The 15,236-nt window shown below is 50.6% G+C and carries 15 protein-coding genes; 7 read left to right on the forward strand and 8 right to left on the reverse strand.

Translation table 11 applies throughout. The features are described from left to right. Window positions 1-341: 341 nt before the first annotated feature. Window positions 342-1,409 carry a glycosyltransferase family 4 protein gene (locus BLP55_RS00870; protein ID WP_091140208.1) on the reverse strand — a complete coding sequence of 356 codons (1,068 nt, stop codon included), beginning with the start codon at window positions 1,407-1,409 and terminating at the stop codon, window positions 342-344. A gap of 83 nt (window positions 1,410-1,492) precedes the next feature. On the opposite strand from BLP55_RS00870, the gene BLP55_RS00875 reads away from it, so the two are divergent. Next, window positions 1,493-2,257 (forward strand): lipopolysaccharide kinase InaA family protein, encoded by a 765-nt coding sequence (locus BLP55_RS00875; RefSeq protein WP_091140210.1) that lies wholly within the window; start codon window positions 1,493-1,495, stop codon window positions 2,255-2,257. 20 nt (window positions 2,258-2,277) lie between these two features. Here BLP55_RS00875 and BLP55_RS17375 read toward each other — a convergent pair whose 3' ends face one another. The 3 genes from BLP55_RS17375 to BLP55_RS00890 all read right to left on the reverse strand — a co-directional run bounded on the left by BLP55_RS17375 (window position 2,278) and on the right by BLP55_RS00890 (window position 5,477). Next, the gene (locus BLP55_RS17375; protein WP_317040267.1) at window positions 2,278-4,134 is read right to left on the reverse strand and encodes a glycosyltransferase; all 1,857 of its coding nucleotides are present in this window, start codon (window positions 4,132-4,134) and stop codon (window positions 2,278-2,280) included. A gap of 9 nt (window positions 4,135-4,143) precedes the next feature. Further along, window positions 4,144-4,959 carry a 2,3,4,5-tetrahydropyridine-2,6-dicarboxylate N-succinyltransferase gene (locus tag BLP55_RS00885; protein WP_091140213.1) on the reverse strand — a complete coding sequence of 272 codons (816 nt, stop codon included), beginning with the start codon at window positions 4,957-4,959 and terminating at the stop codon, window positions 4,144-4,146. Window positions 4,960-5,090: 131 nt separating this feature from the next. Continuing rightward, on the reverse strand, window positions 5,091-5,477 hold the full coding sequence (locus BLP55_RS00890) for a hypothetical protein (RefSeq protein ID WP_091140216.1): 387 nt from the start codon (window positions 5,475-5,477) through the stop codon (window positions 5,091-5,093). Between the two features lie 181 nt (window positions 5,478-5,658). Between BLP55_RS00890 and BLP55_RS17380 the strand changes: the two genes are divergently transcribed. The 3 genes from BLP55_RS17380 (at window position 5,659) to BLP55_RS00905 (ending at window position 7,658) form a co-directional block, all read left to right on the forward strand. Next, window positions 5,659-6,342 carry an acyltransferase gene (locus tag BLP55_RS17380; RefSeq protein ID WP_091140218.1) on the forward strand — a complete coding sequence of 228 codons (684 nt, stop codon included), beginning with the start codon at window positions 5,659-5,661 and terminating at the stop codon, window positions 6,340-6,342. 1 nt (window position 6,343) lies between these two features. Further along, window positions 6,344-6,760, forward strand: coding sequence for a Holliday junction resolvase RuvX (gene ruvX, locus BLP55_RS00900; protein ID WP_091140220.1), 417 nt, complete (start codon window positions 6,344-6,346; stop codon window positions 6,758-6,760). An 82-nt stretch (window positions 6,761-6,842) separates the two neighbouring features. Then, on the forward strand, window positions 6,843-7,658 hold the full coding sequence (locus BLP55_RS00905; RefSeq protein WP_091140706.1) for an HAD family hydrolase: 816 nt from the start codon (window positions 6,843-6,845) through the stop codon (window positions 7,656-7,658). On the opposite strand, the gene BLP55_RS00910 is transcribed toward BLP55_RS00905, so the two are convergent. Then, window positions 7,645-9,843, reverse strand: a complete 2,199-nt coding sequence (locus tag BLP55_RS00910) for an FUSC family protein (RefSeq protein WP_091140223.1) — start codon at window positions 9,841-9,843, stop codon at window positions 7,645-7,647. The two genes, BLP55_RS00905 and BLP55_RS00910, sit on opposite strands and share 14 nt — an antisense overlap. 167 nt (window positions 9,844-10,010) lie before the next feature. Between BLP55_RS00910 and def the strand changes: the two genes are divergently transcribed. From def to mazG, 3 genes are all read left to right on the forward strand, one after another. Then, window positions 10,011-10,601 (forward strand): peptide deformylase, encoded by a 591-nt coding sequence (def, locus tag BLP55_RS00915; RefSeq protein WP_211516799.1) that lies wholly within the window; start codon window positions 10,011-10,013, stop codon window positions 10,599-10,601. Window positions 10,602-10,641: 40 nt separating this feature from the next. After that, window positions 10,642-11,067 (forward strand): DUF5606 family protein, encoded by a 426-nt coding sequence (locus BLP55_RS00920; protein ID WP_091140229.1) that lies wholly within the window; start codon window positions 10,642-10,644, stop codon window positions 11,065-11,067. Window positions 11,068-11,145: 78 nt separating this feature from the next. Further along, entirely contained in the window at window positions 11,146-11,919 is a 774-nt protein-coding gene (gene mazG, locus BLP55_RS00925; RefSeq protein WP_091140232.1) for a nucleoside triphosphate pyrophosphohydrolase, read from the forward strand. A gap of 63 nt (window positions 11,920-11,982) precedes the next feature. Here mazG and BLP55_RS00930 read toward each other — a convergent pair whose 3' ends face one another. The 3 genes from BLP55_RS00930 to BLP55_RS00940 form a co-directional block, all read right to left on the reverse strand. Then, the gene (locus BLP55_RS00930; RefSeq protein ID WP_091140234.1) at window positions 11,983-12,441 is read right to left on the reverse strand and encodes a hypothetical protein; all 459 of its coding nucleotides are present in this window, start codon (window positions 12,439-12,441) and stop codon (window positions 11,983-11,985) included. A gap of 71 nt (window positions 12,442-12,512) precedes the next feature. Beyond that, on the reverse strand, window positions 12,513-12,857 hold the full coding sequence (locus tag BLP55_RS00935) for a hypothetical protein (protein ID WP_091140236.1): 345 nt from the start codon (window positions 12,855-12,857) through the stop codon (window positions 12,513-12,515). Window positions 12,858-12,921: 64 nt separating this feature from the next. Then, entirely contained in the window at window positions 12,922-15,231 is a 2,310-nt protein-coding gene (locus BLP55_RS00940; protein ID WP_394331886.1) for a DUF349 domain-containing protein, read from the reverse strand. Between the last annotated feature and the right edge of the window lie 5 nt (window positions 15,232-15,236).

Raw genomic sequence — 15,236 nt, forward strand, 5'->3', positions numbered from 1 at the left:
TTACCACTGAGTGCGCAAATTGAAAACTTTTAAAACTTTGCGCAACCTTTGTGTGCTTCGCGGTTAACAATTACCTTTATGTGCGTTGGTGTTTATCACAAAGAACGCCAAGTTTCCGCAAAGAAAGGAAGGGTTTTGGAGTTACCACAGCGCGGAAAAGAGAAAACTTTTAAAACTTTGCGTAAGCTTTGCGTGCTTTGCGGTTAACAATTAACTTTAAGCGCGTTGGTGTTTACGCAAAGCGCGCTGAGTTTCCACAAAGAAAAGAAAGGTTATATTTACCACTGAGGGCGCAAATTGAAAACTCTTAAACCTTTGCGTAAGCTTTGTGTGCTTTGCGGTTAAAAAAGTAATTCCCGATAAACATCCAAATACTGTTGCGCGGCGACTTTCCAATCGAAATAAGCGGCGCGCTGTTTCATTAATTGTTCCATTTCCGACCGGTTCGCATCAAAATGGTCCAGCCCTTTTTCGAGTTCGGTTTTCATGTAGTCGGGGTCAAAATGGCTCCAGTAGTATGCGTCGGGGCCGCCAATTTCGGGCAACGACGTCTTGTCGGATAAAAAAACGGGTTTTCCGAACGCCATCGCTTCGATGGGTGGGAGCCCAAAGCCTTCACGGATAGAGGGAAACACAAACGCACGGCAATGCGCATAAAAGAACTGTTTGGCCGTATCGTCTACTTTTCCGGTCAGGAACACTTGGTTTTGCAGCCCGTTTTCGGTGATGTATTGCTGGATTTGTCTGCCGTAGTCCTTGTCGTGGTTGCCCGACAGGATAAGGTTCAAATCGGGTAGGAGCGGCATCATCCGGACGAGCGCCATGAAATTCTTGCGCTCGAGAAAATCGCCGATCGAATACAAAAAAGGCTTGTCGGTAGGTACGTTCGGTTGGTATTTCGAAATATCCTGCAACGTCGAAATCGGATTGCCGTTGTAAATCACAAATTCTGGTACGTTCGGAATGACGAAATGTTGGTGCGCCTGTTTCTTGGCGAATTCAGAGATGTACGTGATGGCCGTCGCGCGCGCGAGCTTGTCGGTGAACAACCGGTGCAGCTTCGAACTTTTGTCGCCCGTTTCTTCGGCAAAATTGACATCGTGCACCGTAAGCAGGTATTTAGAAACCCTTGCAGGTTCGACCTTGGTGTTCTGGTTGACCGAATGCCACAGGTCATAATTTCCACGGTTCCTGAAGATTTTATGACGCGAAAGGCTCGAGTATTTGTGGTAGTCGAATTGATCACCGAATTCGGCCCGAAGCCGCGCCGGGTCTTGCACGTTGAGCGTCAGTTGCAAATCACCAAAATCGAGTTGCGCCAAGCCCTTGATCAGTTCATAGTTGAACGTGCCGAGTCCGCCCGCGCGGTTCTTGAGGTTGTGCGTCTCGAGGAACACTTTTTTTGCCATCTGCGCCAAATTTGCGTAAAAGTAGGGGTTAAATTGGAAAAATAAAATGCAATACCTATTTTTGTCGGAGTTAGACCCAGTCGATGCAGTTACATTTCCATCCCGATTTTTCCTCTTATGCTGCCGATTTAAAGCGTTTCATCGAACAATTCGACAACTCCGGGCAACTGTTTGGCGACGGCAAGCGCAACAAGATCAAGTTGTTTGATCTCGATGGGAAAACCGTCAACATCAAATCCTTTAAGATCCCGAACCTGATCAACCAGGTCGCGTACAAATTTTTCCGGAAATCCAAGGCGCGGCGCTCATTCGAATTTGCGAACATCTTGCGCTCGCATGGCATCGGGACACCGCAGCCCATCGCTTATGCCGAGGATTTTTCGACGACGGGTTTGCGCAAAAGTTTTTACCTGAGCGAACATCTGTCGTGTGATTTGACCTACCGCGAACTCGTCGAGATTCCCGACTATCCCGACCACGACAACATCCTGCGCCAGTTCGTCCATTTTTGTTTCAAACTGCATGAAAGTGGTATCGAATTTCTCGACCATTCACCGGGCAACACGCTCATCCGCAAAGAAAGCGATGGACGATATTCGTTTTTTCTCGTCGATTTGAACCGCATGCAGTTCCATCCGGCGATGACGTTCGACCAACGCATGAAAAACCTATCTCGATTGACGCCCAAAAAGGAAATGGTGGCGGTCATGGCCAACGAATACGCGAAGCTGTATCCCGTGCAAACCGAGCAGGCCATTTTCGAAAAGATGTGGGCGTTTACCGATGCGTTCCAAATCAAATTCCACAAAAAAATCAAGCTCAAAAAAGCGCTCAAATTCTGGAAGTGATGGCGGTTTTGGGGTGACGATTACCTGGATTCGGCGCGCATTTTCTTGAGTTCACGGTACCTGACGGTGACGCTGAGCGCATTGAGGTAGCAAATAATCACCCCTTTCTTACCGTCCAAAAAGCCCAGACGGATCACAAACTGGTACATGAATTTGTAGGCCGGGTGCAGGTAAAAATGGTAGAAATTCGGCCGAACGCCTTTGAGGAATTCTTCCTTGGCCTTGAATTTTCCGTAACTGACCATTTTGCTTTTGTACGATTCGTAATCGGTGTACGAAAAATGGATCAGTCGGTGCTTGAGCTTGCCGATGGCGCCCTTTACCGTCAGTTTTTCGTGTACGAGACGTTCGGTGGTGTAGCGCGCCTTGTCTTTTTGGAACAAACGGAAAATCTTATCGGTTTGCCAGCCGCTGAAACGCAATTTGCGGTTTTCGAAAATAAACGTCCGGTAAAACAGATAGGCACTCTTGGCATCTTTCTTTTGGATGGTTTCGATGATCTCGTCCTTGAGCTCGTCGGTCAGGCGTTCGTCGGCATCGAGGAACAAAATCCACGGATTGCGTGCGGCATCGATCGCAAAATTACGTTGCGACGTATAGTCGACGAATTTGTTCTGGATGAATTTGGCCTTTCCGAAACCTGCTACGATTTGTGGCGTTTGGTCGGTGCTGTACGAGTCCACCACGATGATTTCGTCGGTAAAACCCAGGTCTTCCATCACCGCGGCAATGTGGTTTTCCTCGTTGTAGGTGATGATGAGCGCGCTGAGCGGCAGCCGCACGGGGACAATCTTAAGTGGCTCGGCTTTGACCAAGCCCAAGTTGTAGGCCAGGAAATCGAGCATTTTCGAGAGGAACAATTCCGGCAAGAATTTCGGATAGAGTTCGGGCGTCAGCGCCTTGAGTTCCTTTTCGCTGCGGTCCTCGAACAGTTCGGGTTTGAATTCCTGCAAGTGTACCGACAAATGATGGATGCCGTCTTCGAACGTCGACCAGATTTTCTTCTCGATCCACGGCGAAAAAATAATGAACGACGATTTGCCCAACGATTTGGCCATGTTGATCGCGCCGCCGTCGTTGCCCACAATCAAATCGCAATTGTTCATGATGGCGATGAACCCGCGCAAATCGTCACCCAAAAGATCGAAATAGATTTTTTGCTGCGTACTTTTTTTGCAGGCTTCGAATACCTTTCGCGCATCGGCCATCTGCGACGGAAAATAGTTGAACAGGATGTTGACTTCGTGCCGGTCGGCGATCGCATCGACCAATTCGGCCATGTACGCCAACGGATACGTCTTTGATTTTTCGCTGCCCAACAGGCTCACCATGACGGTCTTTAGGTTGGATTTAACACCGTTTTTTTCGAAAAGCGCGCGTGCTTTAGCGTTCTCGGCCTCTGTGACGTACAGCTTGGGTAGCGGGTCCAATTCGATGTTCAGCGCCAAAGGTTTGAGCAACGACAAACGCCGCTCGATGGCCAGTCCCATGTTGGTTTTGGGAAATTCGGCAAAAGGGACATTGTCGGTAAACAAAAAGTGACGGCCCGCCTTGGCATACGAAATGCGCCGTTTGGCCCCGCCCAGCAACACAAAAACATAACTCTCGAGCTTGCCATAGGCGTCGATGAGCAGGTCGTATTTTTGCTGCCGGATTTGCCACGCGAGCTGGAGCAAAGCCCAGTTACTTTGGCGGTGTTTTTTCTTGAACAGGACGATGTTGTTTATGGCCGGATTTCCTTCGAGCACGGGCGTGGTCGACTCATACACGAGGTAGTCGATCTGCGCGTCGGGATAGGCCATGCGCAAATTGTTGCAGATGATACTGCTCACGAGCACATCGCCAATCATTTTTTGCTGGATGACCAATATCTTCATGCAGGACGGCTAGACGGCCACGTCGTATTCGCGCAAGGCGTCGTTGAGTGAAGTTTTTAGATCGGTCGATGGTTTGCGCTGCCCGATGATGAGCGCGCACGGCACCTGGTATTGACCCGATGGGAAGTCCTTGGTATAGCTGCCCGGGATGACCACCGAACGCGCCGGTACGACGCCTTTCATTTCGACGGGTTCGGCGCCCGTGACGTCGATGATCTTGGTCGATGCGGTCAGGCAAACGTTGGCGCCCAACACGGCTTCGGCTTCTACACGCACGCCCTCGACCACAATGCAACGCGATCCGATGAACGCGCCGTCTTCGATGATGACGGGTGCGGCCTGCAACGGTTCGAGCACGCCGCCAATACCCACGCCGCCGCTCAAATGCACGTTCTTGCCGATTTGCGCACAACTGCCCACGGTGGCCCAGGTATCTACCATGGTTCCTTCGTCGACATAGGCGCCGATGTTCACATAGCTCGGCATCATGATCACGCCCTTCGAGATGTAGGCCCCGTGACGCGCCACGGCATGCGGCACCACGCGGATGCCCTTTTCGGCATAGCCTTTCTTGAGCGGGATTTTGTCGTGGTATTCAAAAATGCCCACTTCGAACGTTTCCATTTTTTGGATCGGGAAATACATCACCACGGCCTTTTTGACCCATTCGTTGATTTGCCATCCGTCGAGCGTGGGCTCGGCTACGCGAAGCGTTCCTTCGTCGAGCAACGAAACGGCTTTGCGAATGGCGGCAATGGTGTCGGGGTTTTGCAACAGGGCACGGTTTTCCCATGCTTCTTCTATGGTGGCTCGCAAGTGGTTCATGGTTGAATTTTTAGCAAATATAGCCGCATTTTTCCAAAAATAAAACCATTGTCGGGGCTAATTTGTTGCAAAAAATGGAACGACGGGTCGTTTGTAAAAACGGCAAAAGAAAGCGGTTAGAAACCAGTCGCTTAATCCGAGTCGGCCATCAGCGCATGCGAAGAAAACACGTCGAAGTTGATCAAAAAGCGCTTGGTTTGGCTGTAAAGGTACATCTTGACGTTGTCGATCAGCATGACGGTCACCTGGTTGGATTTTTCGTCCTTGCACAGGTAAATAACGCCGTTGTCGGGTAAATCGGTTTTAGAAACGATGCTCAGGTGGTAGTCTTTGTCGGCCTTGACGTCGATTTGCGTATCGGTGAAACGCGCCAATTGGGTACCCACGAACTTGTTGTCGCCCCATTGCTGTTTGTCGTTGCGCGTTTGGATTTGGCTGTAGGCGAAGGTTTTCTTCTGCGCGAATCCTTGGACGGACAGCAACACGGTCAATAGGAACAGCAACTTTTTGACGGTCATCAAAATTCGATTTGGTACCGCAATAACGCAATTAAATTCGACCTATTATAATATTTCTACAAAAAACACCGATTAACTGCATTTTTTAAGAAATTTATTTAGAAAATTCCTACTTAAATATATTTGATTTGATTCGGCGCACAACCCGATAACCGCTATATTTGTGCGACAAGCCACCGCGATGAAAAAAAGGTTCAAGAACAACAAGCAGGTCTTATACGTCAAGACCAAAATCCGCAGCCTCAAGGCCAAGTACCGCAACCCGATACGCGGCAACGGCAATACCGTGCGCAACAAAGGCGTTTTGCTCAATTGTACCTACGACATCAAAGGCGACAACAACACCGTCGAGATCATGCCCGGTGCGGTACTCGAGAACATGCGTATTTTTATGCGCGGCAGCAACCACACGCTGCGCATCGGCCAGCGGTGCCACCTAAAAGGCGGTGATTTTTATTTCGAAGACGACCGTTGTACAATCCAGATTGGCGACAACACCACCGTCGAATCGGCGCATTTTGCCGTCACAGAACCCGACCGAAGCATCACCATCGGGCAGGATTGCATGTTTTCGACAGGTATCGAGTTCCGTACGGGCGATTCGCACAGCATCATCGACAACACCACCAAGTTGCGGATCAATTACGCCAAGGACATCCACGTCAAGGACCATGTTTGGATCGGCGCCAATGCGATCATTCTCAAAGGCGTGACGCTCGGCAACGACTGCATCGTGGGTACGGGTTCGCTGGTGACGTCCGACGTGCCCGACAATTGTATCGCCGCGGGGATTCCCGCCAAGGTGGTCAAGGAAAACATCAACTGGCTCAAGAAACGCATTTACGACCAAGGATACACCGGATAATATGCCCAGGATACTCGCCATCGATTACGGACTAAAACGCACGGGAATTGCGGTAACCGACCAGCTGCAGATCATTGCCTCAGGGTTGACGACGGTGGCTTCAGAAACCGTGCTCGACTTTTTGTCCGACTACTTCACCAAGGAAAAAGTCGGTCAAGTGATCATCGGGGAGCCGCGCCAAATGAACAACGAGGCCTCGCAGTCGGCGGCCATGATCGATGCGTTTGTCGTGCGGTTCCAAAACAAATTCCCCGACATGCCCGTGGTGCGCGTGGACGAACGTTTTACGTCTAAACTCGCGTTCCAGTCGATGATAGACGGCGGGCTCAACAAAAAGCAACGCCAAAACAAGGCGCTCATCGACGAAATCGCCGCGACCATCATGCTCCAGGATTACCTCTCGCGCAAGATGATTTGACGCAATCGATTTCGCAACTTTCCTTTGTTTTCAAGGGATTTACGTTAGATAATCGGTATCTTTGAGCAACCAAATTACCACCATGATTAAACTCGTCGTCACCGATATGGACGGTTCGTTGCTCAACGACGCCAAAGAAATCCCCACCGATTTTTACGAAATTTTTGCCGACCTCAAGCGTCAGAGCATCCAATTTGTCGTGGCCAGCGGCCGGCAAATGTACACGCTCCAGCACGATGTGTTCGACGTGCGCGAGTCGGTCTATTTTATTTCAGAAAACGGCGCATTCGTAGCCAAGGGTGATCAGGTATTGCACCTTGACGCGCTCCCGCGCGAAGCCGTAAACGAATTGCTCGAAGCGGGCGCGACGGTCCCCGACGCCTATTTCATCCTGTGCGGAAAAAACAGCGCCTATGTGCGCGACACCGATGTGCGTTTTTTGAACGAAGCTAAAAAATTCTTTAAACGGCTCGAAATCGTTGAGGATTTTGCCAGCATAGACGATGACATCCTTAAGGTGACGATGTGCGATTTCCGCAATGCCGAATTCAACAGCCTGCGGTATTTTGAACGCTTTTCCGATCGGTTCAAGGTGACCATCGGTGCCGAGCGCTACCTCGACGTGACCAGCCTTACCGCAAACAAAGGCCATGCGCTGCGCGGTTTACAGACGCAGTTGGGCATTACGCCCGAAGAGACCATCGTGTTCGGGGATTACCTGAACGACCTCGAGATGATGCAGGCCGCCACTTACAGCTATGCGATGAAAAACGCGCACCCCGAAATCCTGCAGACAGCCAACTTCATTACCGAATGGGACAACAACGAATCGGGGGTGACGCGAACGCTGCGCGCCTTGGGGTTGGCCCAAAAGCCTTCGGCGGCTAAATCTTGCTGATCCGCGCCGACGTCCCCACGATATTCTCGGATAAATTCGTGAGCCAGATCAACTGTTCGATCACCAGTTGCGCTTCCTGCATTTTGAGTTCGAGCGCCTGGGCGCCGTAAAGATGCGCCTGCTTGAGCTCTTTTTCGCGTAGGTTTTTGAGTTCGGTGAACCGCAGCGCGACCTCTTCGTTGGCCGGACTTTCGGTTTCGGTTTGCCCGTCAAGCAACGCGGTGGCGCGGTTCAAATTGCGGATCACGCCGGCAACCACCACATTAAACGCTTCGGACGCCGATGTGGTTTTGTGCGATTGGATGTAGGTGCCCAACGAGGCCGAAGACGACAACAACGTATGGTTCAACACCACCAATTTGTACAACTGCGGCAGCGCACGTTGCTTGGACCGCGGTTCCTGCGACATGCGTTGGAATGAGGCCATCAGGTTGCCGATCTCGACAAAAGCATTTTTTCGCGCCAACCGATAATCGGTCGTGACTTGGCCTTTTTCGTTGTAGAATTTTGAAATCTGGATCAGATAATCGCGGTTGGCCTCGATCGATTTTTTGAGGTGTACGCGAACGTTCAAAAATTCCCACGAAGGCCAAAAGAAGTAGTTGGCCACAAACGCGAGTCCAGCACCCGCCAGCGTATCGACAATCCGGAACTGGATGACGTGCTCGATATCGGGGGTCAGCAAGCCGTATACGAAAACCACATAAATGGTGACGAACGTCGCGCCGATCTTGTAATTGGTGGCCGTATACGTAAAACCCAGGATCAACGCGATGACCGTAAAAACGCCTATCGCCACCGGATTGTGGATAAAGCTAAGCAACGCAAAGGCGATCAATCCGCCCAGGACGGTCCCAAAAATCCGCTGCCACGACCGTTCCTTGGTGAGTCCATAGCCCGGCCGCATGATGACGATCACCGTCAGCAAAATCCAATACACGTTTTGCAACGGGAGCAGTGCCCCGATCGCAAAGCCGATCAGTATTGTTATGGTAAGCCGAAGCGCATGCCTGAAATGCATGGACGAGAAAGTCAAATTCTCGCGAAACGTGCGCCACGGATAGTATTGCGGCGCGAGGAATTTCTCGAGTTCGCGATCGCGTCCCTTGAAATCCTGCGAACTCACGGCCTGCAGGAACGCGCGTTCGATCACCGATATTTTCTCGACCTGCTTTTCTACATAGTACAACATGTTGGTCAGCATCCAAACGCCTTCGGCATCGTGGGTGTTGTCGTTGTATTCGGCAATGACGCGCTCGAGGAGTTCAAGGTCTTTGAACAATTGGTGTTTCGAGACGTATTTCTGGTGGTTGGCAATCGACTTTTGCAGCTGCTTAAGCGTCGCACCCAAATTGTAGGCAATTTGCTGGTAGGTGGTCAGCACTTTGGGGTGCGCGCTGAATTTTTGGTGCAATTTCGAATGATCGAACGAAGTCGACAGCGCCAATTCCATCACATCCACAAGCGAAATAAACACGAGCAACATCTTGCGGTGCTGGTTCGAGCTGCCCGAATCAGGTCGGTTCCGGATCAGGATTTCGCGTATGTTTTCGTGTATGGCGTTGAGTTCTACCTGCAGGTGCAGCTGTTTTTCGATGATCTTGGCGCGGTTGGCTTCGACATGCCACAAATCGCCACGCAATTTGAGGTATTTGGCCGTCAGCTTGATACATTCGGCCAGTTGGAGTTCGGTGTAGCGGTGCGGGCTCAGGAATTGGAAACACAGCGAAACGAGCAGGTAAAACAATCCGCCCACGAACATCAATCCCGCGTGGATCAAAATGTCCCATCCTTGCTGCAGATGCCCAAAAGCCAACGCCAAGGCGAGCAGGCCAGAAAACGAAACCATGTTGGCGCGGTGCCCGTAAATGCCAATCATCGACAAAAAGAAAATGGCGGCCGTCACGACGGGATACAACGCCCACGGGTAAGGGTGCAGCACATTGACCAGCAAGTTGCTTCCGGCCACAATCAACGCGGCCACGAGTACGCCCTTGATTTTGTGCCGAAGGTTGCTCGGGATGTCGCTCGGATAGGTCAAGAAGGCGCCGAGCGCGATCGTAAATCCCACATCGAACCGATCAAAATACGAGAGTGTCAACACCGGAACGACCGAAGCCACGGTCACCTTGAGCGCATTGGTGAACGGCGTGCTGTCGGCAAAATTGCGTAACCTGTCGATCATAGAAAGTGTTGTGCGCAAAGGTACGGAAAGCGCTGGTTCAAAGCGGGAAAAGCGCGGCGTTTTAAGATAATATTGTAAAAATTTGCCAAATGTGTCGGGGCTCCTGCGCGATGTTCATTTTTTGTTTATTTTTGCCATCCACAACGTGTTTCCAAAAAAAGAAAACGATGATTTTACCCATTATAGGATACGGCGATCCGGTGCTGCGCAAGGTGTGCGAGCCTATTGCGCCCGATTATCCGAACCTTAAGGAAACCATAGCCGATATGTACGAAACCATGTACAATGCCTACGGTGTAGGACTCGCGGCGCCGCAGGTTGGCCTTCCGATCAGGCTTTTTGTGATCGATACCAAGCCGTTTGGCGAGGACGAGGATTTGTCGAACGAAGAGCAGACGCAACTCAAAGGTTTCCGCAAGACGTTCATCAACGCCAAGATGATCAAGGAAGAAGGCGAGGAGTGGGGCTTTAACGAAGGCTGTTTGAGCATTCCCGAGGTGCGCGAAGACGTGTACCGCCACGAGCAAATCACGATCGAATACGACGACGAAGACTTCAACCGCAAGATCGAAGTGTTCGACGGGTTGATCGCGCGCGTGATCCAGCACGAATACGACCACATCGAGGGGATTTTGTTTACCGACAAGATTTCGTCGCTCAAAAAACAACTCATCAAAAAGAAACTGCAAAACATCATGGACGGCAAGGCGCGTCCCGATTACCGGATGAAATTCGTCGCTCCCAAAAAAGGACGGTAACCGACAAAAAAGTAAAAAATAATAATAAAGAATATTTTCCATGAATTTAGAAAAAATACTAGCGATTTCGGGAACACCAGGTTTGTATGCACTCAAAGTCCAGACACGTTCGGGTTTTATGGCAGAATCGCTTATCGACGGCAAGAAAGTCACCGTGGGGTTGCGCAGTAACGTAAGCCTTTTGTCGGAGATTTCGATGTACACCCATTCCGAAGAAAAGCCGCTGGCCGAGGTCATGCGCAACATCGCCATCAAAGAAGACAACGGTCCTGCGATTTCGCACAAAGCCAGCAACGACGAATTGTTGGCGTATTTCGAGGCGATTTTGCCCGATTACGACCAAGACCGCGTGTATCCGTCGGACATCAAAAAAGTGCTGAACTGGTACAACATCCTGCAGGCCAAAGGGCTGGTTTCGAAAGAAGCGCCCGCGCCAAGCGAATCCAAGGCCGAAGCCACAGAGTAAACCGAATTTTCTACAAAACAAATCCTGTCATGAATCCGATTCACGACAGGATTTCTTATTTTTATAAAAACTTTCCGAATGAACTCCAGACCACTCCAGCTTGATGCCTTCAACCGATTGCTCGACATCATGGACGATTTGCGCGCCAAATGTCCGTGGGACAAAAAGCAAACCATGCAATCGTTGCGCCACCTCACCATCGAAGAGACTTATGAATTGGGCGATGCGATACTGGACAACGATTTGAACGAAGTCAAGAAAGAGCTTGGCGATTTGCTGCTGCACATCGTGTTTTATGCCAAGATCGGTAGCGAGACCGACGCGTTCGACATGGCCGATGTGTGCAACGAGATCTGCGACAAACTGATCCACCGACATCCGCACATTTACGGCGATGTACAAGTGAACGACGAAGAAGACGTCAAGAAAAACTGGGAGAAGCTCAAACTCAAGGAAGGCAAAAAATCGGTGCTCGAAGGTGTTCCGCGCAGCCTGCCCGCGCTCGTGAAGGCGTCGCGTATCCAAGACAAGGTCAAGGGCGTCGGTTTCGATTGGGAAGAGCCGCACCAGGTTTGGGACAAATTGCAGGAAGAACTCAACGAATTGCAACACGAAGTCAAAGCCGGCAATCAGGACCAAATCGAAGGCGAGTTCGGCGATGTGCTGTTTTCGATGATCAACTACGCACGTTTCCTTGACGTCAACCCCGAAGACGCGCTCGAACGCACCAACAAAAAATTCATCAAACGGTTCCAATACCTCGAAAGCAAGGCGGCCGAAATCGGCAAACCCCTGTCGGACATGACCTTGGCCGAGATGGACGTGTTTTGGAACGAAGCCAAGAAGTTGTAAAAAAGAAAAGAGGCCCTAAAGCCTCCTTTCCAACTAATAAAAACAACTACAACTAAAAAAAAACTATTTCGTAAGGGTCAGTATTATTTTTTGCTGCCAGCGTTTGGCCAGTTCCTGGTCTTCGTGCAGGCAAACCTGCGTGATCTGGTCGTATTCGATTTCATACACAGCGACCATTTGCCGCGACAAATCCCGATGAAGGAATTCGAGTTCGATTTTGGTGGTGTCGCCCGCGCTCATGGTGGGAACCAATTTGCACGCGCCGATGTCTGCAAGGTTTACGAATGAGACTTTTTCGGGCACCGGATTGAAGTCGATCAATAGAAAACCTTTTTGCTGATCATCGAGCGCATAGGTGCGTTTGTTTTGGGTTTCGAGTTGTGTAAATTGAAAAGTCGGATGTTGCGCCAGTATGGCCTTGATCCTTTTTTTGCTGACTTGGTTAGACCGCATCGCCATATAAAGCGGTACGGCGATCAGTGCCGTAATGGCAAGACCGATGAGGGTTACAGAAGTATCCATGTTGAATTTTTAGTAAATGAAACGAATTCCCGAAGTATTAGGCTCCGGGATAAAGTGGTCTGTCGTTTCGTTTACCAGAAAAGATGATACGGGAAAAGCAACCGCGACACAGATTGGCACCGGTTGATGTCCTGCGTCAATAGTTTGCCGGCGGTTCCAAAGACAGGAGCAGCGTCCAATCGGCAGTCGGTAAAATCGACCAGCCGCGCGGGCGAAAATGAAAATGCCTTGGCCTTGGCCACCACCGTACGCGCCGTTTCGGTTGGCACGAACCCGTCGGTGTGCATGTGTTCCTTAGACAACGACGGCAATGAATCGATTGGAAGCACCCGATTGTTTGGCGCGGGTCTTTCTGCAAAGAAAAACAGCGCCAGGAACAAGGCTAGAAGAAACAATATGGGTTTAAGGTGCTTCATTTTTTCAAATATAGACAAATACTTGTAAGCGGGCAACAAAAAAGCCTCCGGATGGAGGCCTTTGTCATTCGTGCGTCATGTCGCGCAATTGTTTGAGTTTTTCCTTGAGCGTGGCCAATTCGTCTTTGTGCTTTTCGATGCTTTTGCGCACCTCGGCAATCATCGGGTTTTCCTTTTTCGGATTTTTGTCCTTGCTCGTAAAGAATTGGATGTTGTTCTCGAGCTGGAAAATCTCGCTTTGTACCTCGTCGATCTTGCGCATCAGGAAAATCTTCTCGTTGTCGAGTTTGCGCGTATCGTCGCTTTCGGCCAATTGGTTGACGCGGTTCGAGAAACGCATCATGTCCGATTCCTTCTTGCTCAGGCTCAATTTTTCGAACAACGCATCGAGGATTTTGTTGAATTTGCCTTCGATGTGGCGTTTCGGGAACGGCACCCTGCCATAACTTTTCCAGTTTTCGATGTGTTTCTTGATCGCATCGAGGTCGGTTTTGTGGTCGCCCGTAAGCTGAAAATCGCGCAAAGTGTCGAGGTAGTTTTTCTTGCTTTCGAACGCCTGCGCCTCCTCGGCATTTTCCTCGCTGCGCGATTCCTTGAGTTTTTCGAAATAGTGGTTGCAGGCGCCCTTGAATTCGGCCCACAACTTATCCGAAAATTTGCGCGGCACGTGGCCGATGGTTTTCCATTCCTCCTGGATTTGTTTCATGACGGGCGTGGTTGCCGCAAAGTCGTCGCTGTCCTGCAATTCCTTGGCTTTGGCCACCAACGCTTGCTTGCGGCTCAAATTGTCGCTTTGGTCTTTTTTGATGTCCTTGTAAAACGAATTTTTGAGCGCATTGAACGCACGCACGGCGCTTTTGAACGCGCTCCACGTTTCTTCGTTGACTTCGGCAGGGACTTTTCCGGTCGCGAAAAATGCGTTGCGCAACGCCTCGACTTTCTCGATCTGTTGCAACCAAAGTGCATGCGAATTGACTTTTTCCTGCGCCAGTGTTTCGATCTGGCCGATGATGTCCTTTTTCTTTTCGAGGTTTTCGGTTTCGCCCGCGCGCATTTTTTCGAACAAGGCTTCGCGTTTGTCGTGCATTTGCTTGGTCAGTTCGCTAAAACGGTTCCAGATTTCCTCGCGGTGCTCGCGCGACACGGGCCCGATGTCTTCTTTCCAGATTTTGTGCAGGTCTTGTAATTCGCGGAATGCCTTGTTGACGTCGGTTTCGGTTACCAATTCCTCGACGCGCGCAATGATTTTTTGCTTTTGTTCGAGGTTGTGCTTGAAGTCGATGTCACGCGCCTCACGGTCGAGGTGCAGGTAATCGTAAAAATTCTCCACATGGAAATGGTAGTTGTTCCACACGTGGTTGTATTTGTCCTTCGGGATCGGTCCCGCGTTCTTCCAGCGGTCGCGGATCTCGTTGAAATGTTTGAGCGTGTCCTTTATGTTTTCCTGCGGATTGATCAAATTCTTGAGTTCCTCGACAATCGCCAGACGCGTCTTGAGGTTGGCTTCCAAATTGCCTTGCAGGTTCTTGAAATGCGCGTTCTTGCGGTCGCGGTATTGCCCGTAGATGTGGTCGAATCGCTTCTTGAGCGGAAATTCGTAATGGAAATCCTCGGTGGTGTCGGGGTTTTCGGCATGCCATTCGTCGCGCTTCTCGTCGATAAAGTGGTGGAACTTAGACATGAATGCCTTGCGGATTTCCTCGACATGGTCTTTTACGGCCATCACCTTGTCGTGCGCCGCCACATGTTCGAGCTCTACGACCAAATCGTCCATCGACAAGGTGTCGTAATCCTTCATGGGAATATCGTGGCGCACCGTTTCGTCTTCGCTTTCCTCGGCATTGGTCGCCGCAATGGTTTGCATCACATCAAGGTCGGCATTGTCTTCTACAACAAGGGTTTCGTCGGCCACTTGCTCGGGCGTGAGTTCGATGACGGTTTCGGTATTTTCGGGTTCCGAAACAACGGCTTCCGGTGTTGCAGCTTCGGTTTCGACCGCGTCTTCGGTTATGGGTTCTTCGTCAGGAGTAAGGATGACCGCATCGTCTGCCTCCGATTCCGCGCGTTCTGCCGTCATGGCATCGGCTGCGTGTTGCGTGGTCGGCTCTTCGATCGCTTCGGGCTTTTTGGCCGCCGCGGTTTTTTTGGCCGCTACGACCGCCTCGTTACCTGCAGGTTCGCCTGTATCTTCAGGTGTGACCAGGATCGCATCTTCTACAGCGGCGTCTTCGCGTTCGGCCGCCATGGCGTTGGCGTTTTCGTTGGCGTTCTCGACCAATTGATCTGCATCGGTGGCGGTATCGGTGGTGTTTTGCGGTGCTCCGTCTGCCTCATTTACCGGGTGCGGCAGGTTGTCCTTCTTTTCTTCTGACATTTGAA

Source organism: Flavobacterium caeni, assembly GCF_900101895.1.
Taxonomy (GTDB): Bacteria; Bacteroidota; Bacteroidia; order Flavobacteriales; family Flavobacteriaceae; genus Flavobacterium; species Flavobacterium caeni.